The 17130-nt window shown below is 66.1% G+C and carries 16 protein-coding genes, 1 tRNA gene and 1 pseudogene; 13 read left to right on the top strand and 5 right to left on the bottom strand.

Annotated features, from left to right (window positions below):
• Positions 1 to 7: 7 nt before the first annotated feature.
• Positions 8 to 1477: an aldehyde dehydrogenase gene (locus B4U45_RS10880; RefSeq protein WP_075545675.1), complete on the bottom strand. Its 1470-nt coding sequence runs from the start codon at positions 1475 to 1477 to the stop codon at positions 8 to 10.
• Between the two features lie 220 nt (positions 1478 to 1697).
• Between B4U45_RS10880 and B4U45_RS10885 the strand changes: the two genes are divergently transcribed.
• The 8 genes from B4U45_RS10885 to B4U45_RS10920 all read left to right on the top strand — a co-directional run bounded on the left by B4U45_RS10885 (position 1698) and on the right by B4U45_RS10920 (position 8169).
• Positions 1698 to 2321 carry a TetR/AcrR family transcriptional regulator gene (locus B4U45_RS10885; protein WP_075545674.1) on the top strand — a complete coding sequence of 208 codons (624 nt, stop codon included), beginning with the start codon at positions 1698 to 1700 and terminating at the stop codon, positions 2319 to 2321.
• Positions 2318 to 3535: a cytochrome P450 gene (locus B4U45_RS10890; RefSeq protein WP_075545673.1), complete on the top strand. Its 1218-nt coding sequence runs from the start codon at positions 2318 to 2320 to the stop codon at positions 3533 to 3535. Before B4U45_RS10885 ends, B4U45_RS10890 begins: the two co-directional genes overlap by 4 nt.
• Complete coding sequence (locus B4U45_RS10895; protein WP_122526526.1) at positions 3536 to 4360, top strand: SDR family oxidoreductase; 825 nt, start codon at positions 3536 to 3538, stop codon at positions 4358 to 4360. It abuts the gene before it with no gap.
• Positions 4357 to 5709: a cytochrome P450 gene (locus B4U45_RS10900; RefSeq protein ID WP_075545671.1), complete on the top strand. Its 1353-nt coding sequence runs from the start codon at positions 4357 to 4359 to the stop codon at positions 5707 to 5709. Before B4U45_RS10895 ends, B4U45_RS10900 begins: the two co-directional genes overlap by 4 nt.
• A gap of 2 nt (positions 5710 to 5711) precedes the next feature.
• Entirely contained in the window at positions 5712 to 5915 is a 204-nt protein-coding gene (locus B4U45_RS10905) for a ferredoxin (RefSeq protein ID WP_075545670.1), read from the top strand.
• Between the two features lie 13 nt (positions 5916 to 5928).
• A complete protein-coding gene (locus tag B4U45_RS10910; RefSeq protein ID WP_075545669.1) occupies positions 5929 to 6474 on the top strand; it encodes a hypothetical protein in 546 nt (181 codons plus the stop codon).
• A 151-nt stretch (positions 6475 to 6625) separates the two neighbouring features.
• Positions 6626 to 7753, top strand: a complete 1128-nt coding sequence (locus tag B4U45_RS10915) for an NDMA-dependent alcohol dehydrogenase (protein WP_075545668.1) — start codon at positions 6626 to 6628, stop codon at positions 7751 to 7753.
• A complete protein-coding gene (locus B4U45_RS10920; protein WP_075545667.1) occupies positions 7750 to 8169 on the top strand; it encodes a ketosteroid isomerase family protein in 420 nt (139 codons plus the stop codon). The genes B4U45_RS10915 and B4U45_RS10920 overlap by 4 nt, the downstream gene beginning before the upstream one ends.
• Positions 8170 to 8174: 5 nt before the next feature.
• On the opposite strand, the gene B4U45_RS10925 is transcribed toward B4U45_RS10920, so the two are convergent.
• Positions 8175 to 9629 (bottom strand): hypothetical protein, encoded by a 1455-nt coding sequence (locus tag B4U45_RS10925; RefSeq protein WP_219859395.1) that lies wholly within the window; start codon positions 9627 to 9629, stop codon positions 8175 to 8177.
• A 295-nt stretch (positions 9630 to 9924) separates the two neighbouring features.
• Between B4U45_RS10925 and B4U45_RS29840 the strand changes: the two genes are divergently transcribed.
• A complete protein-coding gene (locus tag B4U45_RS29840; protein WP_075545665.1) occupies positions 9925 to 11274 on the top strand; it encodes a PE-PPE domain-containing protein in 1350 nt (449 codons plus the stop codon).
• 36 nt (positions 11275 to 11310) lie between these two features.
• Positions 11311 to 11715 (top strand): HIT family protein, encoded by a 405-nt coding sequence (locus B4U45_RS10935; RefSeq protein ID WP_075545664.1) that lies wholly within the window; start codon positions 11311 to 11313, stop codon positions 11713 to 11715.
• Here the strand turns inward: B4U45_RS10935 and B4U45_RS10940 are convergent.
• Both B4U45_RS10940 and phoP read right to left on the bottom strand, forming a co-directional pair.
• On the bottom strand, positions 11703 to 13136 hold the full coding sequence (locus B4U45_RS10940) for a sensor histidine kinase (RefSeq protein ID WP_075545663.1): 1434 nt from the start codon (positions 13134 to 13136) through the stop codon (positions 11703 to 11705). The genes B4U45_RS10935 and B4U45_RS10940 overlap by 13 nt on opposite strands.
• 40 nt (positions 13137 to 13176) lie before the next feature.
• Positions 13177 to 13899, bottom strand: coding sequence for a two-component system response regulator PhoP (gene phoP / locus B4U45_RS10945; protein WP_075545662.1), 723 nt, complete (start codon positions 13897 to 13899; stop codon positions 13177 to 13179).
• Between the two features lie 161 nt (positions 13900 to 14060).
• Here phoP and B4U45_RS10950 point away from each other — a divergent pair, with 161 nt between their 5' ends.
• The 3 genes from B4U45_RS10950 to B4U45_RS10960 all read left to right on the top strand — a co-directional run bounded on the left by B4U45_RS10950 (position 14061) and on the right by B4U45_RS10960 (position 15840).
• Positions 14061 to 14783 carry a hypothetical protein gene (locus B4U45_RS10950; protein WP_075545661.1) on the top strand — a complete coding sequence of 241 codons (723 nt, stop codon included), beginning with the start codon at positions 14061 to 14063 and terminating at the stop codon, positions 14781 to 14783.
• A 27-nt stretch (positions 14784 to 14810) separates the two neighbouring features.
• Positions 14811 to 14882 (top strand) — tRNA-Thr (locus B4U45_RS10955).
• Between the two features lie 148 nt (positions 14883 to 15030).
• Positions 15031 to 15840, top strand: a complete 810-nt coding sequence (locus tag B4U45_RS10960) for a sulfotransferase family protein (RefSeq protein ID WP_116671212.1) — start codon at positions 15031 to 15033, stop codon at positions 15838 to 15840.
• A 210-nt stretch (positions 15841 to 16050) separates the two neighbouring features.
• On the opposite strand, the pseudogene B4U45_RS29845 reads toward B4U45_RS10960, so the two are convergent.
• A pseudogene (locus B4U45_RS29845) lies at positions 16051 to 17130 on the bottom strand (hypothetical protein); the annotation flags it as partial.

The raw sequence follows: 17130 nt of genomic DNA on the forward strand, positions 1-17130 counted from the left end.
GTCTCCTCTAATTTGCAGCTGTCGCAATCAGTTTGGCTTCCAGGTACTCCTCGAAACCGAGCAGCCCCATCTCGCGGCCAGTGCCGGACTGCTTGTAGCCGCCGAACGGCGCGTCGGCGGAATACCACACGCCGCCGTTGACGTTCACGGTGCCGACCCGCAGCCGCGCGGCGATCCCGGCGGCCCGCTGGGGGTCGGCGCTGTACACCGTGCCCGACAAGCCGTAGGGCGAGTCGTTGGCGATCCGGACGGCATCGTCGTCGCCGTCGTGGGCGATCACCGTCAGCACCGGCCCGAAGATCTCCTCCCGGGCGGGACGGGCCTCATTGGTCAGGCCCGCGATGACGGTCGGCTCGATGAAGTATCCGACGTCCTTGTCCGCCGGGCGGCCACCGCCGCAGGCGAACGTCCCGCCCTCGGCGATCGCCAAGTCCAGATAGCTCTGCACCCGATCCCGTTGGCGCGCTGAAATCAAGGGGCCGCAAACGGTTCCGGGGTCATTCGGGTCGCCCGGCCTGATCGACGACATGGTTCGCGCCGCGATGGCGACAGCTTCGTCGTAACGGGCCCGAGGCACCACCAGTCGGGTGGTGATCGCGCAGCCCTGGCCCGCGTGCACGGCGGCGGTGAACGCCGAAACCGAGCATGCCCCGGTTAAATCCGCGTCGTCGAGCACCACGAACGCCGACTTTCCGCCCAGCTCCAGGAACACCCTCTTGACGGTGGCGGCGGCGTCGGCCATCACGCTGCGTCCGGTCGCCGTGGAGCCGGTGAACGAAACCATGTCCACCCGAGGGTCTTTGGCCAGTAGCGCACCCAGGCCGTGGTCGCTGGAGGTGACGATGTTGACGACGCCGGGCGGAAAGTCGGTGTGGTTGGCGATGAGCTCACCGAGCACGGCCGCGCACCACGGCGTGTCCGGGGCGGGTTTGAGCACGACGGCGTTGCCGGCGGCCAGCGCCGGACCCAGCTTGGCCAGGTTGATCTGATGCGGGAAGTTCCACGGGGTGATCGCCCCGACGACGCCCACGGCTTCGCGCGCCAGGGTGCGCCGGGTCGGGATTCCCATCGGTGCCGCGCGGCCGAGATCCTGTTCCCAGCAATAGGACTCGGCAGTGTCGGCCGCGAACGCCAGGTCGTCGACCGGACCTTCCAACTGAGCCGCGGCGGTGAGCATCCGCGGCGCACCGACTTCGGAAATGGTCAGCGCTCGTAGCTCCTCGACGCTTTCGCGCATCGCGTCGCGCAGTTGACGCACACACCGCACCCGCAATTCGATGTTGCGCGACCAGTCGGTGTCATCGAAGGCGCGGCGTGCTGCTTCGATCGCGCGTCCCAGGTCCTGCGCGTCCGCATCGGCGGCGACGCCCAACACTTCCTCGGTGGCCGGATTGACCGTGGGGAAGGTGCCCGCGTTACCTTCGGACAGCTTCCCGTCGATGAACAACGCACTGACTCCGTCGGCCAACAGGGCCATCTACCGCTCCCACCTGATTCGTTGGCTGTCCGCTGGCTGAGAGGACAGTCGATTTGGATGGACAACTGTCCGATATCGCTCTTTCGAACCATAGCTTCAGGCATCGTGATGGTGCAAGGGCAGCCGCCAGCCACCCGCTGACAGCGAGCAACGTGCCTATTGATATGCATTGTTGCCGCCGGGGTTGCCCACCGCCACGGCTGTCAGCTAGCGTGGACAGGTGTCCAGCGATGCACTGGTTACGGTCCCTGGCCAGGTGCCACAGGCGGGCGCCAGAGCACGCAACCGGCGCCAGGAAGAGACCTTTCGCAAGGTGCTGTCGGCCGGCATGCAGACCCTGCGGGAGAACTCCTACCCTGATCTGACGGTGCGGATGGTGGCGGCCCGGGCCAAGGTGGCTCCGGCCACCGCCTACACCTATTTCTCGTCGAAGAATCACCTGATCGCCGAGGTCTACCTCGACCTGGTCCGGCAAGTCCCCTACTTCACCGACGTCAACGTCCCGATGCCCGCCCGGGTGGATCAGACGCTGCGCCACCTGGCCCTGGTGGTCGCCGACGAACCCGAGGTGGGTGCCGCGTGCACCGCCGCGCTGCTCGGCGGTGGTGCCGATCCCGCGGTACGGGCCGCGCGCGAGCGAATCGGCGCCGAGATCCACCGCCGGATCGCGTCGGCCATCGGACCCGACGCCGAGGCCGCCACCGTATCCGCCCTGGAGATGGCGTTTTTTGGGGCGCTGGTGCAAGCCGGCAGCGGCGAGTTCACCTATCACGAGATCGCCGACCGACTGGCCGACGTGGTGCGCCTCATTCTGACCGGCGCCGAAAAGGCGGGTGACGCATGAGCGTCCATATCGGCAACCCCGACGTGGTCCTCGACCCCTACGACTACGACTTTCACGAGGATCCATACCCTTACTACCGGCGGCTGCGTGACGAAGCGCCGCTGTACCACAACGAAGAACTCGGCTTCTGGGCGGTGTCGCGGCACCGGGATGTACATCAGGGTTTCCGCAACAGCACAACGCTGTCCAACCGCGACGGCGTTTCACTGGATCCGGTGTCCCGCGGTCCGCATGCCGCCAAGACGATGTCGTTCCTGGCGATGGACGACCCGGCGCATCTTCGGTTACGCACGCTGGTGTCAAAAGGGTTCACCCCGCGCAGGATTCGAGAGCTGGAACCACGGGTGACCGAGCTGGCCGTGCAGCATCTGGACAGCATGCTGGATCAGGCCGCATCCGGAACCGTCGACTATGTCGCCGAATTTGCCGGCAAACTGCCGATGGACGTGATCTCTGAACTGATGGGCGTCCCGGTCGCCGACCGCGACCGGATCAGGTCCATGGCCGACGGCGTCATGCACCGCGAGGACGGAATCACCGATGTGCCGGCGTCGGCGATCGAGGCGTCGATCAACTTGATCCTCTACTACCAGCAGATGATCGCCGAACGTCGGGCCGGGCCGACCGACGATCTGACCTCGGCGCTGCTTGCCGCCGAGATCGACGGCGACCGGCTCACCGACGAGGAGATCCTCGGGTTCATGTTCCTGATGGTGATCGCCGGCAACGAAACGACGACCAAACTCCTTGCCAATGCCGCGTATTGGGGCCACAAGTTTCCCGACCAGCTGACCCCGGTCTACGCCGACCTGTCGCGGGTGCCGCTGTGGGTCGAGGAGACGCTGCGCTATGACACGTCCAGCCAGATCCTGGCCCGCACCGTCGTCGGCGAACTCACCCTCTACGACACCAGGATTCCCGAGGGCGACGTGGTGCTGCTGCTGCCCGGGTCGGCTCACCGCGACGAGCGGGTCTTCGACAATCCCGACCAGTACCTGATCGGGCGGGAAATCGGTTCCAAGCTCCTGAGTTTCGGCAGCGGCGCACATTTCTGCCTGGGGGCCCACCTGGCGCGGATGGAGGCCCGGGTGGCGCTCACCGAACTGTTCACGCGGATCCGCGGATACCAGGTGGACGAGGCCAATGCCGTTCGCGTCCACTCCAGCAATGTCCGCGGGTTTGCTTCGCTACCGATAGCCGTGGAGGTCCGCTGAATGCCCCGCTTTCAACCACACCCGGACCGCAGGCCGGCGATAGTCGCCGGCGCGTCCTCGGGCATCGGCGCCGCCACCGCGATAGAGCTTGCCGCCCACGGGTTTCCGGTCGCTCTAGGTGCGCGGCGCGTGGACAAATGCCAGGAGATCGCCGAGAAGATCCAGGCCGACGGGGGCGAGGCGGTGGTGCTGCCCCTCGACGTCACCGATCCCGACTCGGTCAAGGACTTCGTGCACCGGGCCGCCGAACAACTCGGCGACATCGAGGTTCTGGTCGCCGGGGCCGGCGACACCTACTTCGGACGGCTGCACGAAACCGACACCGAAAGCTTTGAATCGCAGGTCCAGATCCACCTGATCGGGGCTAACCGGCTGGCCACAGCGGTGCTGCCGGGCATGCTGGACCGTCAGCGCGGTGACCTGATCTTCGTCGGCTCGGATGTGGCGCTGCGTCAGCGTCCGCACATGGGCGCCTACGGGGCGGCGAAGGCCGGGCTGGTGGCAATGGTGACCAATCTGCAGATGGAGCTCGAAGGAACCGGTGTGCGCGCGTCGATCGTGCATCCGGGCCCGACCAAGACCGGGATGGGCTGGACCCTGCCGGTGGAGTCGATCGGGCCGGCCCTGCAGGACTGGGCTAAATGGGGTCAGGCGCGCCACAACTACTTCCTGCGGGCATCCGATATCGCCCGGGCCATCACGTTTGTCGCGGAGACACCCCGGGGCGGCTTTGTGGTGAACATGGAGCTGCAGCCCGAAGCGCCGCTGGCCAACGCCGCAGAGCGGCACCAGCTCAGGGTCGACGAGGGAAAGCTGGATTCATGACCACAGCCATCGTGCCGCGAGTGTCCGGCGGCCAGGACGAACACGGACATCTCGAAGAGTTCCGTACCGACCCGATCGGCCTGATGCAGCGGGTGCGCGACGAGTGCGGCGACGTGGGGTGGTTCCAACTGGCCGACAAACACGTCGTCTTGCTGTCCGGCGCCAAGGCCAACGAGTTCTTCTTCCGGTCCTCCGACGACGAGCTGGACCAGGCGCAGGCGTATCCGTTCATGACGCCGATCTTCGGCAAGGGGGTGGTGTTCGACGCCAGCCCCGAACGCCGCAAAGAGATGCTGCACAATTCGGCGCTGCGCGGTGAGCACATGAAGGGCCACGCCACGACAATCGAGCGCGAAGTGCACCGGATGATCGAGAACTGGGGTGAAACAGGCGAAATCGACCTGCTGGACTTCTTCGCCGAGCTGACCATCTACACCTCCACCTCGTGCCTGATCGGCACCAAATTCCGCAACCAGCTCGATTCGCGGTTCGCGCACTTCTACCACGAGCTCGAGCGCGGCACCGACCCGCTCTGCTATGTCGACCCGTATCTGCCGATTGAAAGCTTCCGCAGGCGCGACGAAGCCCGAAAAGGGTTGGTGGCGTTGGTTCAGGAGATCATGCATCAACGAATCGCCAACCCACCCACCGACAAACGCGATCGCGACATGCTCGACGTGCTGGTGTCGATCCGTGACGAGGCCGGCCAGCCGCGGTTCTCCGCCGACGAGATCACCGGCATGTTCATCTCGTTGATGTTCGCCGGGCACCACACCAGTTCGGGTACCTCGGCGTGGACGCTGATCGAACTGCTGCGCCACCCCGACGCCTACGCCGAGGTGATCGCCGAGCTCGACGAGCTCTATGCCGATGGGCAGCCGGTGAGTTTCCATGCGCTGCGCCAGATTCCGCATCTGGAAGACGTGCTCAAGGAGACGCTGCGGCTACACCCGCCGCTGATCATTCTGATGCGGGTCGCCAAGGGCGAATTCGAGGTCGAGGGCTATCCGATTCACGAAGGCGAACTGGTGGCGGCCTCGCCGGCGATCTCCAACCGGATTCGCGAAGACTTCCCCGATCCCGACGCGTTCGTACCGCAGCGTTACGATGAACCACGCCAAGAGGATCTGATCAACCGCTGGACGTGGATTCCGTTCGGCGCCGGCCGGCATCGCTGCGTGGGCGCGGCGTTCGCCACCATGCAGATCAAGGCGATCTTCTCGGTGTTGTTGCGCGAGTACGAGTTCGAGATGGCGCAGCCGCCCGAGAGTTACCGCAACGACCACTCCAAAATGGTGGTGCAGTTGGCGCGGCCCGCCAGCGTGCGCTACCGCCGCCGTAGGCGCTGACGATGGGATACCGGATCGAAGCCGACCTGGATCTGTGCCAGGGCCACGCGATGTGCGAACTGGAGGCGCCCGACTATTTCCGGGTGCCCAAACGGGGCAAGGTCGAGATCATCGACGCGCAGCCGCCCGAGGCGGCCCGCCCGGAAATCGAGCGGGCGGTCCGAATGTGTCCCACCCAAGCAATTTTCATCAAAGAACAGGACTGACAGAGGACTAACCATGGTCTCTTTCGAACGCGCCGAACTCGACGAGTGGGTGCAGACCTGGCTGCAGGCCAACAAGGACTGCGAACAGGCGGGCGACTGGACGCCGCTGGCCGGCTTCTACGCCGTCGACGCCACCTACGGCTGGAACATCGGGCCCAAAGAAGACGTGATGTGCATCGGGATCGACGAGATCCGGGATATCGCGCTGGGCCTGGAGATGCACGGGCTGCAGGATTGGCAGTATCCCTACCAGAAGGTCATCGTCGACGACCGCCAGGGGGAGATCGTCGGCTTCTGGAAGCAGGTGGTCGTCGACGCCGACGGCGGCCGGCAGGAGATCTACGGCATCGGCGGCAGCTGGTTTCGGCTCAACGCCGACAAGCTCATCGAGTGGCAGCGCGATTTCTTCGACTTCGGGCACGTCTCCGCGCTCTATTTGCAGTTGATGAAGAACGGGAAGCTGTCGGAGGGCATGCGCAACCGGATCGAACGGGGCATCTCGGGCGAGAAAATGCCCGGCTATTACCCGCTGGGCCAGGCTCCGGTACCGCTGTGGTGAGCCGCTCGCCGGGACCCAACCAAGCATTTGTTTTGTTGAGCGCGCTATGCTGGCGCCACAGGGGGTGCCCTGTGGTACTCGTCACCACCGTTGCTCGGCACGATGGGGCCGGGCAGTCTCAATTCAATGGCGAAATGGGGTCATGTCTACCGTGAAGACAAAAGGCGCTCTGATCTGGGAGTTCAACCAGCCGTGGTCGGTCGAGGAGATCGAAATCGGTGACCCCGTCAAGGACGAGGTCAAGATTCAGATGGAAGCGGCGGGCATGTGCCGCTCCGACAACCACCTGGTCACTGGCGGGATTCCGATGGCGGGGTTCCCGGTGCTGGGCGGACACGAGGGCGCCGGAATCGTCACCGAGGTGGGTCCGGGGGTGGACGACATCGCCCCGGGCGATCACGTGGTGTTGTCGTTCATCCCGTCCTGCGGGAAGTGCCCCACCTGTCAGGCCGGGCTGCGCAATCTCTGCGATCTGGGGGCCGGGCTGCTGGCCGGCGCCGCGGTAAGCGACGGCACCTTCCGCATTCAGGCCCGCGGGCAAAATGTCTACCCGATGACGCTGTTGGGCACGTTCTCGCCCTACATGGTGGTGCACCGCAGCTCGGTGGTGAAGATCGACCCGTCGATCCCGTTCGAGGTCGCCTGCCTGGTCGGCTGCGGCGTCACCACCGGCTACGGGTCGGCGGTGCGCACCGCCGACGTCCGGCCCGGTGACGACGTCGCCATCGTCGGTCTGGGCGGCGTCGGGATGGCCGCGCTGCAGGGCGCGGTTGCCGCCGGCGCGCGCTACGTCTTCGCCGTCGAGCCGGTGGAGTGGAAGCGCGACCAGGCGCTGAAATTCGGCGCCACCCACGTCTATCCCGACATGAATGCCGCGCTGATGGGCATCGCCGAGGTCACCTATGGTCTGATGGCCAAGAAGGCGATCATCACCGTCGGCGAACTCCAGGGCGCCGACATCGACAGCTACCTGACCATTACCGCCAAGGGCGGTACCTGCGTGCTCACCGCGATCGGCAGCCTGCTGGACACCAATGTGACGCTGAACCTGGCGATGTTGACCTTGATGCAGAAGAACCTGCAGGGCACCATCTTCGGCGGCGGTAACCCGCAGTACGACATTCCGCAGCTGTTGTCGATGTATCGGGCCGGGAAGCTGAACCTGGACGACATGATCACCCGTCAGTACCGGCTGGAGCAGATCAACGACGGCTACCAGGACATGTTGGACGGGAAGAACATTCGCGGTGTCATCCGGTTCACGGACGCCGATCGATGACCCAGACGGCCCATTCTCCGGCGCTGACGGCGTCGCAGTCGTCGTGGCGTTGCGTGCAAGCTCACGATCGGCAGGGTTGGCTCGCGTTGATGGCCGACAACGTGGTGATCGAGGACCCGATCGGCAAGTCCGTCACGAATCCGGACGGCAGCGGGGTGCGCGGCAAGGACGGCGTTGCCGCTTTCTACGACACCAATATCGCGGCCAATCAGTTGACGATCACCTGCGAGGAAACGTTCCCGTCGAGTTCGCCCAACGAGATCGCCCATATCCTGGTGTTGCGCAGCAGGTTTCCGGGCGGCTTCACCAGCGAGGTCCGTGGCGTGTTCACCTATCGCGTCAACGACGAGGGGCTGATCATCAACATGCGGGGCTACTGGAACCTCGACATGATGACGTTCGGCAAGGAGGAATAGGCGTATCAGCCGATCCGGCCGATTCCGGTGATGTTGCCTTGCATGATCTTGTTACCCATCAACACCATGCAGGCGGTTTGAATCGGGTCGCTGAGGATGGTAGCCGATTTCGGTTGCTGCAGAAGCACTTTCCCGTTGCCAGGGTCGATGACGGCGAATGCGAAGACGTCCAGTGGTGTGGTGTTGTCCAATCCGATCCGGGTGATGGTGTAGATCAGGCCGTCGGCGATGGACAGATGCGGCAATGCGGCGCTGCGAGTTCGACTGTCCCACACGGTTCGGCATCCGGTGGGCTCGACGTCTACCCTGGTCATCCCGCCGACGAACGGCGCTGTCGGCGGCACTGCCGGGCCGGCGCCCGCCGGGACCGCCGGGTAGGGGTAGCCGTAGGTGCTGGCGATGAACATCGAATTCCCGACACCGATGGGAGAGTTCTCGCTGCCCGGGCCTCCTTGGGTCAGCACCGGTTGCTGGCAAAACAGCGTGCCGGTTCCGGATTGGTAGACCAGCGCGTGGACCAGCGGATCGGCGTTGTCGACGATGGTCAGATAGTCGGCGCCGGTCGGGCCGAAATAGGTTGGCGTGGAACCGGTTCCCCAACTGAGTTGCCCGGGTTTGCGGGCGGGGCCTCGGTCATAGGCTTGGCGCCACAACACCTGCGGGTTGCCCAGACCGTCCAGGTTGACTTCGTAGAGAGCGAACGTGGTGGCGACCGCGACGCGGTTGCTCGGTGACGCGGAGATGCTGTTCGCTCCCTGCTCGCCGGCGGGCAATTGCACGCTGGCGACGCCCCCGCCTGTTTTTGCCACCCCCACCACGCCGGTGCCGGTGGCGAACCAGACGTTGCCGAGATAATCCGGGACGACGCCGACGGATTGGTCGCCGGGCGGAATTACGCTGGACACGTCGGTGGACTCGGTGACGGTTAGCTGCCAGCGGCCCTTGGCGTCCTTGCCGTGTGCGATGCGTAGCAGGTGGTTGGTTCCGTCGATCATCACCAACTGGTCGTTGTTGTCCAAGTAGGCATAGACGCCGCCGAGCAGCCCGCCCTTGGCGATATCCATGCTCGCCAGCGGGATGACCCGCGGCACAATGCCGTTGGGATCGATCAGGTGCACTACCGGCGCCTGGGTGATATCGGACGTGCACAGCGCCAGCACCAGGCCGTCGGTCCCCTGGGTGATGGTCGGGCACGCGGCCACCAGCGGGTACGCCAAGATCGCCGCCGGCCGGGCGCCGGGTCCCGGAAGCGGTCCCGCGTCGGCCGAGCCGGCGTCGTTGTGCATGGACGCCAACCCGTTCGGCGCCATGAACGGATTCGGCGGCGCCAATGGGCCGAACGTGGCGGCCGCCCGCGCCGAAGCGGGGAGCGTTCGCGAAACAACCCCGGGTACAAGAGAAATGGCGCACGCGGCCAGCAGTGCCGTAGGAACGGCCAACATTGCCGCGGGAAACCGCACCAAGGTCCCCTCCCGTGCATTGGGTTACCGAGGATTCTGGCGATCGCGGACGACGACACGGCAACACTGTGCTAACGATTTCGCTTCGAGATCCGAGCACACCTTGATCGCGGTCAACCCCGCATCCACACCATGCACGCCCGGAAAACTGCCGCCGACCGAAAGCCGTTGAAGCCCAGGCCCGCGAAAAGCCCCGCCTAGGGTGCGAGCGGCGAGTACCCTCACAGCCACCGATCGCGTCGGGGACGAACACGGTGTTGACGTCCGCCCCGTGTGCCCGCGCCAGGAGGCAGCAGTGTCGTATGTCGTGGCGACCCCTGAATCACTGGTGACTGCTGCCGGCGAGTTGGCCAAGATCGGGTCGGCGGTCAACGCGGCGAACACGGCAGCAGCCAACTCCACCACGTCGTTGCTGGCCGCAGCCGCCGACGAGGTCTCTACCCGCATCGCGGCGTTGTTCGGCGCGCACGGCCGGGAATGCCAGGCGGTCATCGCACAAGCGGCGCAGCTGCACGAGCGGTTGGTGCGCACCATGGCCGCAACCGCGAACTCGTATGCGACCACCGAGATCGCCAACTCCGAGCGAACTCTGCGGAACGCGGTCAACGCGTCGGCCCAGACCCTGTCGAGGGGTGGCGCAGCCGGTCCTGCCCCGATTGCCACCGCGGCGGCGGGCACGCGGATCACGATCCCCGGCGCCGGGCCGCTGTACTATCCGAACTTCATCACCACGCTGCCCTATCTCGGGCAGGTGCTCCTTCAAGGCGGTGTCCCGGGGCCAGGTTCGGTGTCAATTCTGCAGGGCTACGACTTACTCAACCACGCCATCGGGCAGAACTGGTTCCCCGGCACCACCGCTCAGCTTGTCAACTACCCGGCCAGCATTGGCATCCTCAGCGGTAGCCTGGCCGCTCCCGGCACCAACGACGCCGTCGCCATGGGACAGCGAGCGCTCAATGACCAAATCATGAACGCGGTTGCCAACGGTAACGGCTCACCGGTGCACATTGCCGGGCTGTCGCAGGGAACCATCGTCGTCAACCGCGAATTGGCTTACCTGGCAACCAACCCGAGCGCTCCGCCGCCTCATGCTCTGCAGTTCGCCATGTTCTCCAGCCCCGAGCAGGGCCTGGCGAACATCTACCTACCGAACGGGATGACCGTGCCGTTGATCGACTACACGGTGCAGGGACTACCGAACACCCAGTACGACGTCAGCGTGGTGTACGGCCAGTACGATTTCTGGGGTAATCCGCCGGACCGGCCCTGGAATCTGCCGGCAGCGGTGAATTCGCTGTTCGGGGCGGCCTACTTCCACAACACGGCATCACTTGCCTTAATGTCGGACGCAGTGCAGGTGTCCAGCGCCACCACCTCCTTGGGCGGCACCATCACCACGTACCTGATCCCCTCGTCTACACTGCCAATGTTGTTGCCGCTGAAGGAGATCGGTGTCCCACAACCAATCGTCGACAACCTCAACTCGGTTCTGCAGCCGATTGTCAATGACGGCTATTCGTCTGTGACACCTAACGCCGGGCCGTACTTCTCACACGGGTCACTGGTCGGCTTGCCTACCGCCGCGGATCTGCTGGGCTCGGTGCAGCGTGGACTTTTCGGGTTCGCGCCCAACCTCTTCGGGTGACGGCGGGCCGCCGATGCGCCCACCTATGCTGGATCCATGGCGTCGATCTTCACCAGGATCATCAACCGCGAGCTACCAGGCCGTTTCGTCTACGAGGACGACGACGTCGTCGCGTTCCTGACGATCGAACCGATGACCCAAGGCCACACGCTGGTGGTGCCCCGCGCCGAAATCGACCAGTGGCAGGACGTGGACACCGCGGTGTTCGCCCGCGTCATGCAGGTCAGCCAGCTGATCGGCAAGGCGGTCTGCACGGCGTTCCACACCGAACGGGCCGGTGTGATCATCGCCGGGCTTGAGGTTCCGCATCTGCACATCCACGTGTTCCCGACCCGCAGCCTGCATGACTTCGGATTTGCCAATGTCGACCGCAACCCGTCGCCGGAGTCGCTTGACGAGGCGCAGGCCAAAATCAAGGCCGCACTGGCTCAACTGACCTGAGCCGCAACCTCGCTGACCCGCGGCAGGGTGACGCGAAAACAGCACCCATCGCCCGGCGCGGTCGTCACACTGACAGCACCGCCGTGAGCCCTGACCAAGGAGTCGACGATCGACAGGCCCAGGCCGGTACCGCCGCTGGCTCGGGCCCGCGACGAGTCGGTGCGGTAGAAGCGCTCGAAAACCCGCGACGCGTCTTCCTGGCTCATGCCCGGTCCCTTGTCGGCCACCTCAAGCACCGCGTCATCACCCTCAGTGCCGACGCGGACGGTGATGTCGGCGCTTTCCGGGGTGTGCTGCAACGCATTTGCGACGAGGTTGCTCAGCACCTGGCGCAGCCGGGCGTCGTCGCCGAGCACCTCGGGAGTGCCGGGGCCTTCCAGGAATTCCAGGGTGATCGTGCGCTCGGGGTCGATCGCCTGCGCGTCATGCACCGCGTCGCTTGCCAACGCCAGCAAGTCCACCTGGTGCTGTTCCAGCGGCCGCTGGACGTCCAGGCGGGCCAACATCAGCAGATCATCCACCAGCATGCCCATCCTGCTGGCTTCGCTCTCGATCCGAGACAGCAACATGGAGACGTCGCGGGCAGCACCCTGGCGGTACAGCTCCGCGAAGCCGCGAATCGTGGTCAGCGGCGTGCGTAGTTCGTGGCTGGCGTCGGTGATGAAGCGGCGCATCCGATCCTCGGAATCGCGCGCCTTCTCGGCAGACGATTCGGAGTCCGCCACCGCCTGCTGGATTTGCGACAGCATCCCGTTGAGCGCCGACGAAAGTCGGCCCACCTCGGTTCGGGGATCGCGCTCGGGGACACGGCGGTCCAGCTGCCCGGCGGCGATCGCCGCTGCGGTCTGTTCCACCTCGCCCAGCGGCCGCAGGCTACGGCGCACCACCGCGTAGCCGGCGATACCGACGACAACCAGTACGGCAGCGCCGATGCCGATCTGCAACCAAACCAGCCATGAAACCGTGTGCTGGACGTCGGACAGATCGATGGCCACTGTGGTCAGGCCGCCATGGGCGCCGTGCACCGAGACCGCGCGCCATTCGATGTCCGAGCCGTTCACCGAGGGCAGGGTCGTCGGATCCGGACCCACGTCGTTGCCGGGCGGCAACGCCGGCTCGGCATTGCGGTCGTTGATGGCGGTAACGGTATGGCCGTCGGGACTGATGCCGCGCACGTAGAACTTCGACGGCGGCCGGGCGGGATCGGGCCCTTCCCCGTGGGACATCGAATGCTTCCACGGGGACTGCGCCCAGGTACGCGAGGCGTCCAGCAGCGTCGAGTCGATCCGACTGATCAGGCTGTGCCGAAGGATCGAGGTGACCGCCACGCCGGAAGCCAACAGACCGCACAGCACCAGAACCAGGGTGGCCGCGACCAGGCTTACCCGTAGCGGTATTCCGCGTCGACGGTACGTGGCCATACTCGCTACCTAGCCGGGCCAGGCACCACACGAAGCGCGCTCATCGTGGCTCCCGCAGTACATAGCCCACCCCGCGCAGGGTGTGCAGCAGCCGCTTCTCGCCGGTGTCGATCTTGCGGCGCAGGTAGGAGACGTAGGATTCGACAACGTTGACGTCGCCGCCGAAGTCGTAGCGCCACACGTGGTCCAGGATCTTCGGCTTGCTCAACACCGTGCCGGCGTTGATCACGAAGTAACGCAGCAAGGTGAACTCGGTGGGCGACAGCGACACCGGCTGGCCGGCCTTCCACACCTCATGTGTTTCCTCGTCGAGCTCGATATCGGCGAACGTCAGGCGGGAATTGCGCGGTTCGGCGCTGCCCTTGCCGGCGCGGCGCAGAATGACCCGCAGCCGGGCGACGACCTCCTCCAAGCTGAACGGCTTGGTCACATAGTCGTCGCCGCCCAGAGTCAGGCCGGCGATCTTGTCCTGCAGGGAGTCTCGGGCGGTCAAGAACAACGCCGGGGCATCGATGCCGTCGGCCCGCAGTCGGCGCAGCACCCCGAAGCCGTCCATGCCGGGCATCATCACATCGAGGATCACCGCGTCCGGGCGGGCTTCCCTGGCCCGGTCCAACGCCTGTGCTCCGTTGCTGGCCGTATGGACCTCGAATCCCTGGAACTTCAGGCTCACCGAAAGCAACTCGACAATGTTGGCCTCGTCGTCGACGACGAGGATGCGAGCTTCCGGTGTGCTGGCTTCGCCCGGGTTCACTGCGGTCATGACAACCATTCCTGCAGCACGTAGTTGAGTACTAGCTTCACGTTCATTGAGTACTTCCTGAGAGCTCGTTGGCAGTCGACTGATAATAGTCTGCCAGGAATCGGCTGATCGGCTTGAACCCGTGCGCAATTATTTGGCCGCGTCGCGAATAGACTCGCAGGATGAATCTCGGCAACACCCTCGTCGCCATCGCGACTGCGCCCGCCCGTGCCAGCCTCGCCGCCGCCGAAACCAGCCTCAACCTGGCCGGCGCAGCGGTCGGGCTGGCCAAGCAGGCACTCGGTGAGACCGGTGGCGATGCCGGATCCCACGCCATGGCCAGCGTGTTGGGGATCGAAGAGGCGATCGTGCGCGCCAACCGGCTGGCCAAGCTCCTGGACGAAGACGCGCCGCTGGGACGCGCGATCGCACCCGACGGGCCGATGGACCGAATGCTGCGCCCGGGTGGGGTGGTCGACCTGCTGACCGCGCCCGGCGGATTGCTCGATCGGTTGACCGCCGAGGGAGGTGCGATGCAGCGCGCGCTGCAACCGGGCGGGCTGGCCGACCAGATACTGGCCGAAGACGGCCTGGTCGAACGGGTGCTTTCCGAGGACGGGTTGGCTGATCGGCTGCTCGCCGAGGGCGGCCTGATCGACAAGCTGACGTCGAGGAACGGACCGCTCGAACAACTCGCCGACGTGGCCGACACCCTGGCCCGGCTGGCACCCGGGATGGAGGCGCTCGAGCCCGCGATCGCCACCCTGCAGGACGCCGTCATCGCGCTCACCATGGTGGTCAACCCGCTCAGCAACATCGCCGAGCGCATTCCGCTGCCGGGCCGCCGGCCCCGCTCGGCGTCGCGGCCGGTGCGCTCGCAACGCGTCATCGACAGCGAGCATTGACCCGTTAGGCTGGCACCGGTTAACCAGGCCTCCTTAGCTCAGTGGTAGAGCACTCGCCTTGTAAGCGAGCGGTCGTCAGTTCAATCCTGACAGGGGGCTCTCGGTCTCGGATGGCGTTTGCGCTGTTTATGGCGTTTTTTGCCGAGTATTCGCTCGATTGAATGTGTGATCGACTAACATGGCGCCACCACACGGGGTGACGTCCGCAGAGCATTTCATGGTGCGGAAGGTAGGTCGGGGGTGTGCCGTGGTAGCCATTCATTTCATCTCGGGTCTGCCGCGTTCGGGTTCGACGTTGCTGGCCGCACTACTGCGACAAAACCCGCGGTTCCAGGCGGGAATGTCGGGGCCGCTGGCCGGCCTGTTCGGCGCCCTGCTCGACGAAATGAGCGGGCGCAATGAGTTTTCGGTGTTCATCGACGACGCCAAGCGCGAGCGCATCCTGCGCGGGTTATTCGACGATTTCTATGCGGACTCCACCGCCCAGGTGATCTTTGACACCAACCGCGGCTGGTGTGCGTGGATGCCCGCGATTGCCCGGCTGTTTCCCGAGGCGAAAGTGATTGCCTGCGTGCGTGATCTGCAGTGGGTGGTGGACAGCATCGAGCGGTTGATTCAACGCAACGTCTTTAGCCCGTCGTCGATCTTCAACTACAGCGCCGGCGGCACCGTCTATAGCCGCGCCCAACAGGTGGTGGCGCCCGATGGCATGGTGGGCGGTCCCTACGATGCTCTCAAGCAAGCCTGCTATGGCGCGCAACGGGAGCGACTTTTGTTGCTGCAGTACGAAACCCTGAGCACCGACCCGGCCAAGGCGATGCAGGCCGTCTACTCGTTTCTCGGTGAGCCGGTGTTCGACCACGACTTCAGCCACGTCGAGTACGACGTCACCGAGTTCGACGAGCGCGCCGGGACACCGGGACTACACACCGTGCGCCCCACGGTCACGGCCGAACCGCGCGACACGTTGCTACCGCCGGATCTGTTCAACCGCTTCATCCACGACGCCTTCTGGCGCGACCCGGAGAGGAAACCCGCCGGGCTGACGGTCGTGTGAGGTAAGCGCCGGTTTCGCGTACCGAGCATGGGATGAACGGACTGGCTAGGCGATGTGGACGCCCAGTCGCTCCAGGTGGGCCGGTGCGCGCAGCCGCGCGGATGCCGCCGCAGCCTGATGCCTCGACCGGGCAGTCGCACACCGTATGACGGCAACCGCGGCCGTGTCTTTCGACCGGCCGCGGTTGGCGTTTCGATCAGCGGCGAACTCTCACGGCACATTCGCGCCGGGCGTACCGGTAATGACCGCTCCCGTCACGAGGGCGGGAGGCGGAACTGTGAGGTCGGCGGCTCCGCCGTTGCCGCCGGCGTTGCCTGCGCCGGTGCCGCTACCGCCGTCGCCGCCGGTGCCGGTGCTGGTGGTGATGGCGCCGCCGGTGTTTGCGGTGAAGGCGGATTGCCCACCGGTACCGCCGATGCCGTCGGTGATGCCGTTACCGCCGTCCCCGCCGTTGGTGGCGCTGCTGATGACGGTGCCGCCCCCGAGGGCGTTGATTTGGGCGATGTTTCCGGCGCCGCCGATGCCGCCGCCGCTGCCGGCCCCGCCGACCCCGCCGGTCGCCGAGCCAGTAGTGACGGAGCTGCCGGCGTCGCTAGCGAAGAGGGTGGCCCTGCCTCCGTAGCCGCCGCGGCCGTTGGTGCCTGCGCCCCCGTCACCGCCGGTGGCCGTGCCGCCAGTGACGGTGCCGCCGCTATTACCTCTGATCCCGGCGTAGCTTCCGTTGCCGCCGTAGCCGTTGGTGGTGCCCGCGCCCCCGGCGCCGCCGATGGCGATGCCGCTGGCGTAGCCGCCCGCGCCGTAAGCGGCGACGATGGCGACGCCGCCGCCGCCACCGCGGCCGTTGGCGGTGCCCGCACCCCCGAAGCCGCCGGTGACCGTGCCAGTGGCGGTGCCGCCGCTATAAGCACCGATTCGGGTGCCGCCTCCGTAGCCGCCGCGGCCACCGGTGGTGCCCGCGCCCCCGACTCCGCCGATGGCGGTGCCACTGGCGGAGCTGCCTGCACCGTTGGCAACGAGGTAGCCGCCACCGCCGGCACCGCCGCGGCCACCGGTGGTGCCCGCACCCCCGACGCCGCCGATGGCCGTACCAGTGATGGTGCCGCCTCCGTTGGCGCTGATGATGGCGATGCCTCCGCGCCCGCCGTTGGCACCGACGGTGCCGCCGGCCCCGCCGGTCCCGCCGGTGGCGGTACCGTTGGCGGAGCTGCCGACACCGCTGGCGGCGAGGGTCGCGTTGCCTCCGGAGCCGCCAGCCCCGCCCGCGGCCACGGTGGTACCGGCGCCGCCGGC

Origin of the sequence: Mycobacterium persicum (genome assembly GCF_002086915.1) — a bacterium.
In the GTDB taxonomy this organism is placed as follows: Bacteria; Actinomycetota; Actinomycetes; order Mycobacteriales; family Mycobacteriaceae; genus Mycobacterium; species Mycobacterium persicum.

Excerpts from the sequence above, each read along its gene's own strand:
- B4U45_RS10880 (WP_075545675.1), bottom strand. The coding sequence starts at position 1,477 with ATGGCCCTGTTGGCCGACGGAGTCAGTGCGTTGTTCATCGACGGGAAG.
- B4U45_RS10890 (WP_075545673.1), top strand. The coding sequence starts at position 2,318 with ATGAGCGTCCATATCGGCAACCCCGACGTGGTCCTCGACCCCTACGAC.
- B4U45_RS10895 (WP_122526526.1), top strand. The coding sequence starts at position 3,536 with ATGCCCCGCTTTCAACCACACCCGGACCGCAGGCCGGCGATAGTCGCC.
- B4U45_RS10900 (WP_075545671.1), top strand. The coding sequence starts at position 4,357 with ATGACCACAGCCATCGTGCCGCGAGTGTCCGGCGGCCAGGACGAACAC.
- B4U45_RS10905 (WP_075545670.1), top strand. The coding sequence starts at position 5,712 with ATGGGATACCGGATCGAAGCCGACCTGGATCTGTGCCAGGGCCACGCG.
- B4U45_RS10910 (WP_075545669.1), top strand. The coding sequence starts at position 5,929 with ATGGTCTCTTTCGAACGCGCCGAACTCGACGAGTGGGTGCAGACCTGG.
- B4U45_RS10920 (WP_075545667.1), top strand. The coding sequence starts at position 7,750 with ATGACCCAGACGGCCCATTCTCCGGCGCTGACGGCGTCGCAGTCGTCG.
- B4U45_RS10935 (WP_075545664.1), top strand. The coding sequence starts at position 11,311 with ATGGCGTCGATCTTCACCAGGATCATCAACCGCGAGCTACCAGGCCGT.
- B4U45_RS10940 (WP_075545663.1), bottom strand. The coding sequence starts at position 13,136 with ATGGCCACGTACCGTCGACGCGGAATACCGCTACGGGTAAGCCTGGTC.
- phoP (WP_075545662.1), bottom strand. The coding sequence starts at position 13,899 with ATGACCGCAGTGAACCCGGGCGAAGCCAGCACACCGGAAGCTCGCATC.
- B4U45_RS10950 (WP_075545661.1), top strand. The coding sequence starts at position 14,061 with ATGAATCTCGGCAACACCCTCGTCGCCATCGCGACTGCGCCCGCCCGT.